We start from the raw sequence: 12,820 nt of genomic DNA on the forward strand, positions 1-12,820 counted from the left end.
TATTCTCGGTTACGCTATGAATCAACTGACAAGTGCCATGCAGAGTTTGCTGGCGCAGGCGTCCACGGAAGTGTCGCGCAAGGAGTTTCTCCAGTACGCAGGTCGCGGCCTGGCGGTGGGCATGGTCGGTGGGCTGGTGGCTTCGTGCCAGAGCAACTCCGGCGACCAAACCACGACTTTCACGGGTGCCAGTGGCCAGCAGGTGCCCTCGTCGGAGCCGGTGTCGCCGCCGGCTAAGGTGCCGAGTGCTGTCGATCAGCCGATTGAGTTGGAAGCCTGGAAGTCCGACGCCGACCGCCAATCGCCGCCCCCGCCAACGCCGCTGCCGCCCGACGAGCGGGTGGGCTACGCGCTGGTGGGCCTAGGTCACCTGACGCTGGAAGAGCTGCTGCCGGCCTTCGGGGAGTGCAAGAAATCGAAGCCGGTGGCGCTGGTGAGTGGCTCGCCCGAGAAGCTAGCCAAGGTGGCCAAGCAGTACGGCATCAAGCCCGAAAACTGCTACAGCTACGAGAACTACGACAAGCTGAAAGACAACCCGGCCGTGCAGGTGATTTATATCGTGCTGCCCAACTCCATGCACGCCGAGTACACCATTCGCGGGGCGCAGGCCGGCAAGCACATTCTCTGCGAAAAACCCATGGCCAACTCCGTGGCTGAGTGCGAAGCTATGATTGATGCCTGCAAAAAAGCCGGCCGCAAGCTCATGATTGCCTACCGCATTCAGTACCAGCCGCACAACCGCATGGTGCGCAAGATGGTGCAGGCCAACCAGTTCGGCAAGCCCAAGCTGATTGATGCATTCAACACGCAAAGCTCGGCCAACCCTAGGCACTGGCGCCACAAGAAAGCCTTGGCCGGTGGCGGCAGTCTGCCCGATATTGGCCTGTATTGCCTGAATACCGTGCGCTTCGTGCTTGGTACCGAGCCCACGGAGGTTTCGGCGTACACCTACAGCACGCCCGGCAACCCGCTGTTCACTGAAGTGGAAGAGCTGTGTTCCTGGCAGATGCGCTTCCCCGACGGTGTCGTTGCCAACTGCTCCACGCATTATAATGCCCACGACTCGCGCCTGTACCGGGTGATGTCGGAGCGCGGCTGGATTCACCTCGATCAGGCGTTTGCCTACGAAGGCCAGCAGCTCAAAACCTCCCACGCCGACGGCATGACTGAGCGCACTGAGCAGATTACCCTAGGTTCTAAAAATCAGTTTGCCACCGAAATCGACCACTTTTCGGAGTGCATTCTGGACAACAAAGACCCGTACACGCCCGGCGAGGAAGGCTTGCAGGACCACCGCATTATGGAAGCCATTTACCAGTCGGCCAAGGAAGGCCGGCCGGTGAAGCTGCCCGCCGTGAGCAAGCGCGACGCCTTCCGCGGCCCCGAACCGAAAGAGGAGAAGAAAGCCTAGGTGTAGCGCGAAGCTCCCGCTTCGCGCATCATTGAACGATAACCGTTGTACCGACCTAGGTCGAGTCGTTCAACGATGCGTGAAGCGGGAGCTTCGCGCTACATGTTCTGCTGGGTCGTGCTACAAGCTGGCGAAATCCTACAGTGAGGCGTAACTTGCGGGCTTATTTAAGCACAACCTAGGTTTATCCTGCTGGTTTTCAGTAGATAGCCAATTAGCCTGACTAACCTAGGTCTGCTCTCCCGCTTTTCATTTCGCTATGCTTTCACGAATTATTGCGGCCAGTATTCACAACAAGCTGCTCGTGGCCATGATGGTTGTGGCGCTTGCGGTGTGGGGCAGCTATTCGGCCATGAACCTGCCCCTGGATGCCATTCCGGACATCACCAACAACCAGGTGCAGGTCATCACGCAGTCGTCGTCGTTGGCGGCGCAGGAGGTGGAGCAGCTGCTCACGATTCCGCTGGAGATGCAGCTGCGCACCGTGCCCGGCGTGACGGAGATTCGCTCGATTTCGCGCTTCGGCTTGTCGGTGATTACCGTTGTCTTTCAGGATGATATTGATACGTACCAAACGCGGCAGCTCGTCGCTGAGAAGCTCACGGCCGCGCAAGCCAACCTAGGCCCCGACCTAGGTACGCCCAGCATGGCCCCGATTACTACCGGCCTGGGCGAGATTTTTCAGTACAGCATCAGCGTTAAAAAAGGCTACGAGAAGAAGTACTCGCTGGCCCAACTGCGCGACGTGCAGGATTGGCTTGTGAAGCGACAGCTGGCCGGCGTGCCGGGCGTGGTCGACGTGAGCAGCTTCGGTGGCTTTGTGCGACAGTACGAAGTAAGCGTGAACCCGGAGCGGCTGGCCGCGGCCAACGTGACCATGCCCGAGCTGTTTGCCGCCGTGCAGCAAAATAACGCCAACACCGGCGGCGCGTACCTGGAGCGCGGGCACAACGCGTACTTCATCCGGGGCGAAGGCCGGGTAACGTCGCTGGCCGACATCGGCACCATCGTGGTGAAGCAGGCCAGCCAAAACGCCCCGCTGCTGGTGCGCGACGTGGCCGACGTGCGCTACGGCCACGCCGTGCGCTACGGCGCCATGACGCGAAACGGCAATGGCGAAACCGTGGGCGGCATCGTGCTCATGCTCAAAGGAGCTAGCTCCGAAGCCACTATTAAAGGAGTGAAAGCCAGGGTCGCGGAAATTCAGAAAGCGCTGCCGCCGGGTTTGGTCGTTACGCCCTTTCTGGATCGTACGAAGCTGATTGACAAAGCCATCCACACAGTAAGTCGCAACTTGGTGGAAGGCGGCGTAATTGTGATGGGCGTGCTGCTGCTCTTGCTCGGCAACTGGCGCGCGGGGCTCGTGGTGGCCTCCATGATTCCGCTGTGCATGTTGTTTGCGCTGGGCATGATGCGCCTGTTTGGCGTGTCGGCCAACCTGATGAGCCTAGGTGCCCTGGATTTCGGGCTGATTGTCGACGGGGCCGTTATCATCGTGGAAGCCACCATTTTCCACCTCGTGCACACGCGGGAACAGGCCGCCCACGAGACAATGGACGACATCACCAAAACTGCCGCCACGCGCCTGATGCGCTCGGCGCTGTTTGGGCAGTTCATCATTCTCATCGTGTACTTCCCCATTCTGGCCCTCACCGGCATTGAAGGCAAGATGTTCCGGCCGATGGCCCTCACGGTGAGCTTTGCCATTATCGGGGCCATGTTGCTGTGCCTCACCTACGTACCGGCCGTCACGGCCTGGGGTTTGCGCAAAGACATTAAGGAGGAAGGCACCCTAGCCGACCGCATTATGAAGTTTCTGTACCGTGGCTACAGCCCGCTCATCCACAAAGCACTAACGATTCGCTGGCTGGTGGTGGGCGTGGCCGTGGCGCTGCTGGCAGTCGGCGGGTTGCTGTTTGCGCGCATGGGCGGCGAGTTCATTCCGCAGCTTGATGAGGGCGACTTTGCCGTGAACGTGACGCTGCCTCCCGGCAGCTCCCTCGACCAGAGCATTGCCACCACCACGCAGGTACAGAAAATCTTGCTCAAGCAATTCCCGGAAGTACAGCAAGTGGTGGGGAAAATCGGCACCTCGGAGATTCCCACCGACCCCATGTCGTTCGAAGACAGCGACCAGATTGTGGTGCTAAAAGACCGTGCCGACTGGACCAGCGCCAACTCGCGCGAGGACCTAGCCAACAAGATGGATCAGGCGCTGGCCAACGTGCCGGGCGTAACGATGGAGTTTCAGCAGCCGATTCAGATGCGCTTCAATGAGCTGATTTCGGGCGTGAAGTCGGATATCAGCATCAAGATTTATGGCGACGACCTCGATGTGCTGTTTGAAAAAGCCAACGAAGCAGCGGCTCTTATTCGACCACTAGCGGGCGTAGGCGACCTGAAAGTGGAGCAGATTGCCGCGCTGCCGCAAATGCGCGTGACCTACGACCGTCAAAAGCTAGCTCAATACGGCCTGAGTGTGGCCGACCTGAACACGCTCGTGCGCGCCTCTTTCGCTGGTGATGTAGCCGGCGACGTGTACGAAGGCGAGCGGCGCTACGACCTCGTGGTGCGCCTCGACTCGGCCCACCGCCGCCGCCTCACCGACCTGCGCGACCTGTACGTGGACGCGCCCAACGGCCAGAAAATACCGCTCGATGAAGTAGCCGACGTAAATTACCGCAACGCGCCCGTGCAGGTGTCCCGCGACGACGCCCGGCGCCGCATCAATATTGGCGTGAACGTGCGCAACCGCGACGTGCAAAGTCTTGTACAGGAAATTCAGCAAAAGCTAGGTGCGCGGTTGAAGCTGCCGACGGGCTACACGCTGAAGTATGGCGGCGCGTTTGAGAACTTGCAGCAAGCCAAATCGCGCCTAGCGGTGGTGGTGCCGGTGTCGTTGCTGCTGATCTTCTTCCTGCTGTATCTGTCTTTCCAATCGGCCAAGCAGGCGCTGCTGATTTTCACCGGCATTCCGCTGGCAACTATTGGCGGCATCCTGGCCTTGTGGCTGCGTGGCATGCCATTCAGCATCTCGGCGGGAGTGGGGTTCATTGCCTTGTTTGGGGTGGCCGTGCTGAATGGCATCGTGCTGGTAGCCAGCCTGAACGAGCTAGCTGCCGAAGGCGTAGAGAAAGTACGCGACCGGGTGCTGCGGGCTACGGCGGAGCGGTTTCGGCCGGTGCTGCTCACGGCGGCGGTGGCGTCGCTGGGCTTTTTGCCGATGGCTTTGTCAACGTCGGCGGGAGCGGAGGTGCAGAAGCCGCTGGCAACGGTGGTTATCGGCGGACTGATTTCGGCCACGCTGCTGACGCTCTTGGTGTTGCCGGTGCTTTACACGCTGTTTACCAAAGACGGCGAGCCAAACCCGGTTGATGCCGCCCGCGCCAGCCAAAAAGCCAAAGACGCAGCCGAAACTGGCGCGCCGAGCACCGCGCCCGCCTTCACGATGCTAGCTATTTTAATTATAGCAAGCAGCCTGCTTCACAGCGTGCAAGCGCAAAACACGCTGCCTTCCACAACGGCCAATCAGCCCACGGGTGCCTTGTCGTTGCAGCAGGCGCTTCAAACCGGGCTAGGGCAGAACCTGTCGTTGCAAACCGCCGCGCTCCAGACTGAGCAGGCCCGCGCCTTGGTCCGCACCGGCACCGACGTGCCGCGTACGGTCGCCGATTTTCAGTACGGCCAGATTTCGGGGCCGTTCAACGACCGCAGCTTCAACATCATTCAGCAAACCGCCTTTCCTACTTTGTACGCGGCGCAGCGCCGTTTGCTGGAAGGCCAAACCCTCACGGCCGAGCAGCAGGCTCGTATCCGCCGGCGCGAGCTGACGCAGGCCATTCGGAGCAGCTACTACCAGGTGCTGGTCAGCTACCGCCGCATTGCCCTGCTGCGCCGGCAGGATAGCCTGTACCGCCGCGCCGCGCATGCCGCCCAGATCCGTTATCAGGTGGGCGAGACGAACCGTTTGGCGCAAGTGTCGGCCGAAGCTCGCGCCCGGGAGGTCGAGAACCGTTTGCTTACCCTCATTTCTGACCTAGCGGTGCAACGGCAGCAACTAGGTCAGTTGCTCGGGACAGGTGCCCCCGTAGCCGTGGACACGGCCGCGGTGCTGGTTGCCTCACTGGCACCTACCGACACGGTGGCTCTATCATCTGACTCGAACCCGACCCTAGGTTTGCTGCGCCAACAAGCTACCGTGAGTCAGCAGCAGGTGCGCGTGGAGCAGCTGCGGCGCCTGCCCGATCTGCGGGCCGGTTATTTCGTGCAGAGTATCAATAAGGTAGGCGGCTATCAGGTGGCGCAGCTAGGCGTGGCCGTGCCGCTGCTAGGTGGCATTCAAAAGGCGCGGATAGCCGCCGCGCGCGTTGGGCAGCAGGTCGCCGAAGGGCAGCTAGCCTACGCCAACACCCAACTGGCCAGCGAACGGCGCGCGCTCATGCAGCAGTTGCGGCGGGCACAGGCGTCGTTGCGCTACTACGAACAGAGTGCCTTGCTTCAGGCCCGGTTGATCCTGGATACGGCCGAGAAAACCTTCCGTGCGGGCGATATTGAATATGTGGAGTACGTCGTGAATACGGAGCCCGCCTGGCAGATTCAGGAGAACTACCTGGATCAGGTGCGACAATACAACGATTTGGTTATCAATCTGCAAACGCTGTCGGGCGCGGATGCGCCGTAAGTTGTTTCGTAAACAGGCTAGGTGTTTCAGAGCGTGCTTGGATTTTGTAAAAACGCCACATAGAACGTCATGCTTCATCTGGCGTCCGCCTGTCGAAGCATGACCTAGACCTAGACCTAGACCTAGACTTTCAGATAAGCCCATCAGCGGCTGCAATTGCTCTTCATGAACAACCTATTTCCTCTTTCTCTTCCGACTTTTACCACCATGCTAATTGGCGCGGCGCTGGTGGCAACTGGCTGCTCATCGCCCAAAAGCGAGGCTGCACTGCCCGAAGCGGCTGAGGCACCTGCCCCAGCCGCTAGCCCCGATGAGGTGCAGATTTCGGCGGCGCAGCAGCAAGCAGCTGGTATCGAAACGGGTAGTTTTCAGTGGCAAAACATGACCACTGAAGTGCAGGCCAACGGCTCGATTGAGGTGCCGCCGCAGAACCGGGTTTCTATCAGCGCCATGATGGGCGGTTACGTGCTGTCGGTGAGCACGTTGCCGGGGCAATCGGTGCGTGCGGGTGCTGCCGTGGCCGTGTTGCGCCATCCTGATTATCTTAAGCTTCAGCAAGATTACTTGCAGAGCCGGGCTCGCGTCACGTTTTTGAAAGAGGAGCTAGCACGCCAACAGGTGCTGGATGCCGAAGACGTAGGTGCCAAGCGCAAGCTCCAGCAGGCCCGCGCCGACTACGCCAGCGAGCAGGCCGCCGAGCGGGCGCTGGCCGCGCAAGTGAAGCTGCTGGGCTTATCGGTAGCCAGGCTCAACACGGGTTACATTGCCAGCAGCGTGTCGCTCACCACGCCCATCGGCGGTACGGTGAAGGCTGTGAACATCAACCCCGGACAGTACGTGAACCCGCAGGATGTGCTGGTAGAAATCGTGAACCGCGACGACTTGCACCTAGAGTTGAAGGTGTTTGAGAAAGACGTGGCGAAGGTGCGGGTTGGGCAGCCCATCTTGTTCACGGTGCAAAATCGGGGAACCAATGAGGAGTTTAAAGCCCGCGTGTTTCTGGTCGGGAAGGCCTTCGACGACGATGCCCGCACCGTAAGCGTGCATGCCCACCTGGAGCCCGAGCGCACCGATTTGCTGCCGGGGCAGTTTGTGGCCGCCCGCATCCAGACGGCCGGCGCCCGCCAGCGCACGCTCCCCGAAGACGCCTTGGTGCAAGCCGGTGGCTTCAGCTACGCCTTCGTGCGCACCAACCAAAGTGCGAATGGCCGCGCTACCTTCCGCCGCGTGAAAGTACGCACCGGCCCTAGCCTCGCCAACGCCGTAGCCGTGACGCCCCTGGAACCCATTCCCGACACCACGCAGCTCGTGCGTCACGGTGCGTATTTCATCAGTGCCGAGATGGGCAAAGGACAGGGAGGGGATGAGTGATTATCATTTAACATCTACCATTTAACATTTATCAGGTCGTTGAGCATGTAATATCATTAGGTATACTCACCTGATGACCAACAACTGTTAAATGTTCAATGGTAGATGTTAAATGATAATCACTCGTCGTAGTCGACTTCGTCAGTTCCGCGCTCTTCGCGGCCGGTGCGGGTGAGGCGTGTGAAGCCGTGGCGCACATCGGTGTAGGCCGGCTTGGTGGCTTTTTTCTTCTTGCTGTTCATCAGCAATGCGGCCGTAACGATCAGGGCAACCGTGGCGGCGCCGACGATAGCAGCTTGTTGGGGCAGTTTGTCTTGTGGCATGGGAGGGAGATATTGTACGCCGTCTGCATCAATGCGGGCTGATTCCGAGACGTAGCGGCCGTGCTTGGGCGTGGGGAAACTTTGAGCTAGAGCAGTCAGGCCGGCCGCCGCTTCGGGGCCTTTGATGACAGGGCCGTGGCCGCAGCCGATGGCCTGCGGTTCAAGGTTCGACAGCTCGACCACGGAGGCGTGCACCGATTCCCAGTCGTAGTTGAAGGGCGCGCCGGCCACGCTGATCTGGGGCTTTTGCAGCAGCAGGGAAGGCACCGATTCGTGGTTGGCCGTAGCAAAGGCGTCGGCGCCGAGCAGCGTTTTGTCCTCAGGCCGGAAGAGTGCTACCTGGCCGGGCGCGTGACCGGGTACGTGCAGCCACTGCCAGCCGGGCAGGAACGGCGGCTCCGAGTCTTCGGTGGGCAGCGCCTGAATGTAGTCGGTGAGCTGAAACGACTGGGGCGGAAAAAAACGACTTACAAAAGCCAGGCTACCACCGTTTTCCACCGTCGGATCGGCCGGCGGGTACACGGCCTTGCCCATGAGGAAAGGCAACTCCAGCGGGTGCGCAATGATGGGCACTTTCCAGTGTTCGGCTAGCTCCTGAGCCGAGCCGGCGTGGTCCATGTGACCGTGGGTGAGCAGGATAGCTTCGGGGTGGCTGCCGGGGTAAAACAGCTCGTCGGCGGCGGCAATAATAGTTTTGGCGCTGCCAGGCAAACCGGTATCGACCAGCACCCAGCGGCTCGGGTCGCTCGTTTCGACGAAGTATAAGTTGACAAAGCGTTGGATGGTCAGCTGCGTGACGCCGTGGGCTACTTTTTCCATAAATGACAGAATCAGCGAGAGTTGAGGGTTGGTAAGCCAATACGCAAACCTAGCCGTTGAGGTCGAGCCGCACGGTAAAATAGCAGGGGAGCGAAAGTCGATTTTGCTGCGTACAAACCTAGGTTCGACAGTCGCCGCAAGGGCGTCGAGCAATGATAAGTGCTTATGTTGATGGCTCTGTCGACCAGCGGGAGAAATCCGGGGTGCTTCGTCAGCACGTCGTTCCGGGCAGCGCGAGGAATCTGGCGTGCTGGTGCTGGAGCCGTAATTCTGGTCGACTAACCTTCAACGACTGCACGCGAGATTTCTCCCGTTGGTCGAAATGACGTTCGCTTTGCTATGGCACTGAGTCGGGTTTGAAGGATATATAGAAAAAATATTTTATTTCAGAGAAATAGCCGCAACAAACTCCGTAACTTCGGGCTTATATCTACTTCATTCCTTCTATTATACTACTTCGACCTATGAAAAAGCTGGTGCTTCTCTCGGCAATGCTAGTTTGCAGCAGCTGGGCTTTCGGACAAACCAAGTGCGCCGACTATGATCTGAAAGTGTATCAGAACGGGCAAGAGGTAGATATGAAAAACAGCCCCTTAGTCTCTTCGCTCAGCTTGGTTCTGGTGAATGATCCAGACTGCGCCCAAATGGCGGCGTGTCAGTTTAGAAGCGCGGAGCTGACCTTGGTGCGCGAAAAAACGCCCGTGCTGCCAGCTATCATAACTGATAAGCCCGACGTAGACCTCACCGAGTTCCAGAAAGTGTATCAGCCCGGCGACCGGCTCGTTATCGAAGTGGAAGGCAGCACGGACGAAGCTCCTGCAGACCCAGAACAGGAGGAGCAGGAGACAGTTGGCTACTCGGTGGTCGTGAACTGGTCTTTGCAGTAAAGAGTAGCAAAACCTAGGTGCGCGCTAGATACTATTCTGTGGTGGTCGTGGGTTATATGAACGTGGCAAATCACTTGTTGCCACCGGGTTTTGTAATGCGCCGTCTTATGAAAAAGCTAGGTATGCTCTTGGGAGTGCTGGTGGTGTGCAGCCGCGCCTTCGGCCAGACGAAGTGCCCGAATAACGTTGTAAGGGTGTACCAGAATGGGCAGGAGGTAAATACGAAAGGCAGCGCGCTAATCCCCAAAATCAACCTGGCTATTACCAGCGACCCGGCCTGCGGCGCGGCTACCACCTACCCGTTCAAGCATGCTGAGATAACCCTGATCCGTGGCAAATATCCGGTGTTGCCGATTTACAGCGTTACGAAAGCAGAAGTGGATCTTACCCCTTTTAAAAAGTGGTACAAGCCCGGCGACCGGCTATTTATCGAAGCCTGGGGCGGGGAAGCAGCTCAGCGGGCTCAGGTTAACTGGATACTGGATAAATAGCAGACAATCAACGGGAGACCTAGGTTACAGCTTCTCGCCGCAGCGCCAGCAATATTCTGCGTCGGGGCGGTGGTCGCCGGCCTGGCAGACGTGGCACACCACCTGCTTGTAAACTGGTACTGGTGGCGCAGGGCTGGCCGGCATTGCCATCTGGGCCGACACAATGCCGGTGGGCACGGCAATGATGGCGTAGCCCATAATCATGAGCACCGACGCCAGCGCCTGACCAAGTACCGTGACGGGCGAAATATCACCATAGCCCACCGTTGTGACCGTGACGATGGCCCAGTAGATGCTCTTGGGAATGCTCGTGAAGCCGTGCTGGCCGCCTTCAATCACGTACATGAGCGTACCCACGACGATGGTCAGCGTAAAAACGGCTGTCAGAAACACCAGAATCTTGTAGCGGCTGGCCTTGAGCGCCGTCACGATAAACTCGCCCTGCCCCACAAACTGACCTAGCTTGAAAATACGAAATACCCGCAGCAAGCGCAATGTGCGGATAACCAGCAGGTAGCGGCTACCGGCCAGCACCAGCGTGAAGAGTGTAGGCACGATGGCCAGAAAATCGATAATGCCAAGCAGACTCAGCGCGTAGGCCAGTGGGCGGCGCACCACGGCCAACCGGATAAGGTATTCTAAAGCAAACAGACCGGTGAAAATCCACTCTACAATGCGCAGGTAATAGCCATATTCGGCATCGATGGAATGCACGCTTTCCAGCATCACCGCTACCACACTCAGCACGATAGCCAGGAGCAAGGCAATGTCGAACGCCCGGCCTGCCGGCGTATCCGACTCGAAAATGATGCTGTACGCGGTGCGTTTCCAGCTGGATTCGGTGTCTTGAGGACGAATTTCCATAGAGGGTAGCAACAGGGAGTCGGAGCTAGCTTACGCAGCAAAGGGCAGACTGAGATAGTACTTTCAACGTCTGCGTACGTACATGCGCTGATATGAACTATCACTTACTCTGGATTATACCCCTTGGCATCGGCGGCTTTGTTGCCTTATGGTGCTTGGTCGTGAAGCTGGTTTCGTTCATGGGGTGGCACCAGCTGGCGAAGCGCTTTCAAACTGACGGCTTGCCAGCAGGAGCGCAGATGCGGTTGCAGCGGGCGCGGATTGGGGTGGCCAACTATAAAGGAGTGCTGACGGCAAGCGTGAGTGCCGAAGGCATGGGGCTGAAAGTGGGTTTCCCGTTTCAGATCGGGCACCCGCCGGTGCTGATTCCGTGGGCGGCATTTGGGCCATTTCGCGCCGAGAAATTTCTCTGGACTACCTTCTACACTACGACCATCAGCACCGGTAACGCTAGCACCAGCAACCTAGGCTTTGTTAGTCAGCCGTTAGTAGAAGCCGCGCGGCCTTGGATTCGGGTAGAGGGGAAATGAGCTAGCCCACTCCGGCAACCTAGGTTAGGCAAAAGCTAGGCTACTTAAAAGCAATACCAGAGCGACATCCGGTGCATATAGTCGTATAGCTACGGACTTATTAGCTACCCATGACTTCAGAAACCAATCAGCCCTTCCCGGAGAATATCTTCCGCCGCCAGGATGAAACGCCCGACGCGCAGTTTTACCAGGTGCCGCGCTTCGTGACGCACATCGACGCAGGTGCTATTGCGGCCGTCACGCAGCTCTACCGCGAGTTTTTTCCGAGCAATAGTGCCTTGTTGGATCTGATGAGCAGCTGGGTGAGCCACCTGCCGGCCGAGGTGAAGTATGAACGCGTGGTAGGCCTAGGTATGAACGAAGCCGAGCTGCGGGGCAACCCGCGCCTGCACGCGTATGTGGTGCAGGACCTCAACCAACAGCCTGTGTTGCCCTTCGAAGCCGCCAGCTTCGATGGCGCTGCTATCTGTGTATCTGTTGATTATCTCACCAGACCCGTGGAAGTGATGCGGGAGCTAGGCCGGGTGCTGCGGCCGAAGGCGCCGCTGGTTATTACGTTTTCCAACCGCTGCTTTCCCTCCAAAGCCATTGCTGCCTGGCACGCCCTCGACGACCACGGGCATATGCAACTAGTCGCGCAGTACCTGCGAGCCGCCGGCAACTGGCACGCCATCGAACTGCTTGACCGCAGCCCCCGGCCTGGGCGCAGCGACCCGCTGTTTGCGGTGATAGGGCGGGCTGGTGCCGCGTCGGCGTAGAGGCACATCGTTGTGGCTGCCAGCTAGTTGAACGCGGCGATTGTGCCTAAGGTCACCTCCGGACGCTACTTAGCGCTTCTCGGCCGCCGAGTTCTCGGCCGAGAAGCGCTTCTCGTTCTCGGCTATGGTATCCAGCACTTTCTCAGGCAGAACGTTATTCGTCAGTTCGTCTATTTCGGGGTCGTGCGCTTCCGCAATGTCCATCTTTTTGGCAATTTCCGTCACCAGCGTAATCAGGCGCGTGATTTCGTGCTCACTCAGCAAACTCACCTGCAAATCCAGGTTAGCGCGCTGATCGGCCATTTCTGCCATCCGGTTCTGGCTGATCAGCACGAACGTCGACAGGAAAATAGCTTCCACCGACGCAAACATGGCCAGCACCACAAACGACGGATCGAACGGCTTCAGGCCCAGCCAACCTAGGTTCCAGACGATCCAGAGGCCAAACAGCGCCAAGTGAATAAAGACGAAGCTCATGCTGCCGGTGAAGGACGTAACGGCATCGGCAAGCTTGTTTTGCCAGGTGCGTTTTCGGTCCTCATTGCCTTGGCGCTTTAATAGCGCCTGAATGTTGCGCTCGACAATCTGGGCCATGCCGGAGGGCGGGGTAAAGCCAGCTTTGGGCTGTTGCTGATCGGTATTCATGAGTACTTGCTGCTTACAGTAGCTGTTTTATACGACTCGC

10 protein-coding genes are annotated in these 12,820 nt (G+C 58.7%); 7 read left to right on the forward strand and 3 right to left on the reverse strand.

Features of this window, described 5'->3' with window-relative positions; translation table 11 throughout:
• Positions 1 to 16 precede the first annotated feature (16 nt).
• The 3 genes from IEX74_RS11725 to IEX74_RS11735 all read left to right on the forward strand — a co-directional run bounded on the left by IEX74_RS11725 (position 17) and on the right by IEX74_RS11735 (position 7,463).
• On the forward strand, positions 17 to 1,411 hold the full coding sequence (locus IEX74_RS11725; RefSeq protein WP_188814190.1) for a Gfo/Idh/MocA family protein: 1,395 nt from the start codon (positions 17 to 19) through the stop codon (positions 1,409 to 1,411).
• Positions 1,412 to 1,670: 259 nt separating this feature from the next.
• Positions 1,671 to 6,092, forward strand: a complete 4,422-nt coding sequence (locus IEX74_RS11730; protein ID WP_188814191.1) for a CusA/CzcA family heavy metal efflux RND transporter — start codon at positions 1,671 to 1,673, stop codon at positions 6,090 to 6,092.
• Between the two features lie 165 nt (positions 6,093 to 6,257).
• Positions 6,258 to 7,463, forward strand: a complete 1,206-nt coding sequence (locus tag IEX74_RS11735; protein WP_188814192.1) for an efflux RND transporter periplasmic adaptor subunit — start codon at positions 6,258 to 6,260, stop codon at positions 7,461 to 7,463.
• 119 nt (positions 7,464 to 7,582) lie between these two features.
• Here IEX74_RS11735 and IEX74_RS11740 read toward each other — a convergent pair whose 3' ends face one another.
• On the reverse strand, positions 7,583 to 8,758 hold the full coding sequence (locus tag IEX74_RS11740; RefSeq protein ID WP_188814193.1) for an MBL fold metallo-hydrolase: 1,176 nt from the start codon (positions 8,756 to 8,758) through the stop codon (positions 7,583 to 7,585).
• Between the two features lie 311 nt (positions 8,759 to 9,069).
• Here IEX74_RS11740 and IEX74_RS11745 point away from each other — a divergent pair, with 311 nt between their 5' ends.
• A complete protein-coding gene (locus tag IEX74_RS11745) occupies positions 9,070 to 9,492 on the forward strand; it encodes a hypothetical protein (RefSeq protein WP_188814194.1) in 423 nt (140 codons plus the stop codon).
• 95 nt (positions 9,493 to 9,587) lie between these two features.
• Complete coding sequence (locus IEX74_RS11750) at positions 9,588 to 9,983, forward strand: hypothetical protein (RefSeq protein ID WP_188814195.1); 396 nt, start codon at positions 9,588 to 9,590, stop codon at positions 9,981 to 9,983.
• A 24-nt stretch (positions 9,984 to 10,007) separates the two neighbouring features.
• Here IEX74_RS11750 and IEX74_RS11755 read toward each other — a convergent pair whose 3' ends face one another.
• Positions 10,008 to 10,847 (reverse strand): ion transporter, encoded by an 840-nt coding sequence (locus IEX74_RS11755; protein WP_188814196.1) that lies wholly within the window; start codon positions 10,845 to 10,847, stop codon positions 10,008 to 10,010.
• Positions 10,848 to 10,939: 92 nt separating this feature from the next.
• On the opposite strand from IEX74_RS11755, the gene IEX74_RS11760 reads away from it, so the two are divergent.
• On the forward strand, positions 10,940 to 11,377 hold the full coding sequence (locus IEX74_RS11760) for a hypothetical protein (RefSeq protein ID WP_188814197.1): 438 nt from the start codon (positions 10,940 to 10,942) through the stop codon (positions 11,375 to 11,377).
• 110 nt (positions 11,378 to 11,487) lie between these two features.
• A complete protein-coding gene (locus tag IEX74_RS11765) occupies positions 11,488 to 12,135 on the forward strand; it encodes a methyltransferase domain-containing protein (protein ID WP_188814198.1) in 648 nt (215 codons plus the stop codon).
• A gap of 69 nt (positions 12,136 to 12,204) precedes the next feature.
• On the opposite strand, the gene IEX74_RS11770 is transcribed toward IEX74_RS11765, so the two are convergent.
• Positions 12,205 to 12,780 carry a DUF1003 domain-containing protein gene (locus tag IEX74_RS11770; protein WP_188814199.1) on the reverse strand — a complete coding sequence of 192 codons (576 nt, stop codon included), beginning with the start codon at positions 12,778 to 12,780 and terminating at the stop codon, positions 12,205 to 12,207.
• Positions 12,781 to 12,820: the final 40 nt, after the last annotated feature.

Origin of the sequence: Hymenobacter cavernae (genome assembly GCF_014641455.1) — a bacterium.
Taxonomy (GTDB): Bacteria; Bacteroidota; Bacteroidia; order Cytophagales; family Hymenobacteraceae; genus Hymenobacter; species Hymenobacter cavernae.

Coding starts and splice junctions, on each gene's coding strand:
- IEX74_RS11725 (WP_188814190.1), top strand. CDS start 17: ATGAATCAACTGACAAGTGCCATGCAGAGTTTGCTGGCGCAGGCGTCC.
- IEX74_RS11730 (WP_188814191.1), top strand. CDS start 1,671: ATGCTTTCACGAATTATTGCGGCCAGTATTCACAACAAGCTGCTCGTG.
- IEX74_RS11735 (WP_188814192.1), top strand. CDS start 6,258: ATGAACAACCTATTTCCTCTTTCTCTTCCGACTTTTACCACCATGCTA.
- IEX74_RS11745 (WP_188814194.1), top strand. CDS start 9,070: ATGAAAAAGCTGGTGCTTCTCTCGGCAATGCTAGTTTGCAGCAGCTGG.
- IEX74_RS11750 (WP_188814195.1), top strand. CDS start 9,588: ATGCGCCGTCTTATGAAAAAGCTAGGTATGCTCTTGGGAGTGCTGGTG.
- IEX74_RS11755 (WP_188814196.1), bottom strand. CDS start 10,847: ATGGAAATTCGTCCTCAAGACACCGAATCCAGCTGGAAACGCACCGCG.
- IEX74_RS11760 (WP_188814197.1), top strand. CDS start 10,940: ATGAACTATCACTTACTCTGGATTATACCCCTTGGCATCGGCGGCTTT.
- IEX74_RS11765 (WP_188814198.1), top strand. CDS start 11,488: ATGACTTCAGAAACCAATCAGCCCTTCCCGGAGAATATCTTCCGCCGC.
- IEX74_RS11770 (WP_188814199.1), bottom strand. CDS start 12,780: ATGAATACCGATCAGCAACAGCCCAAAGCTGGCTTTACCCCGCCCTCC.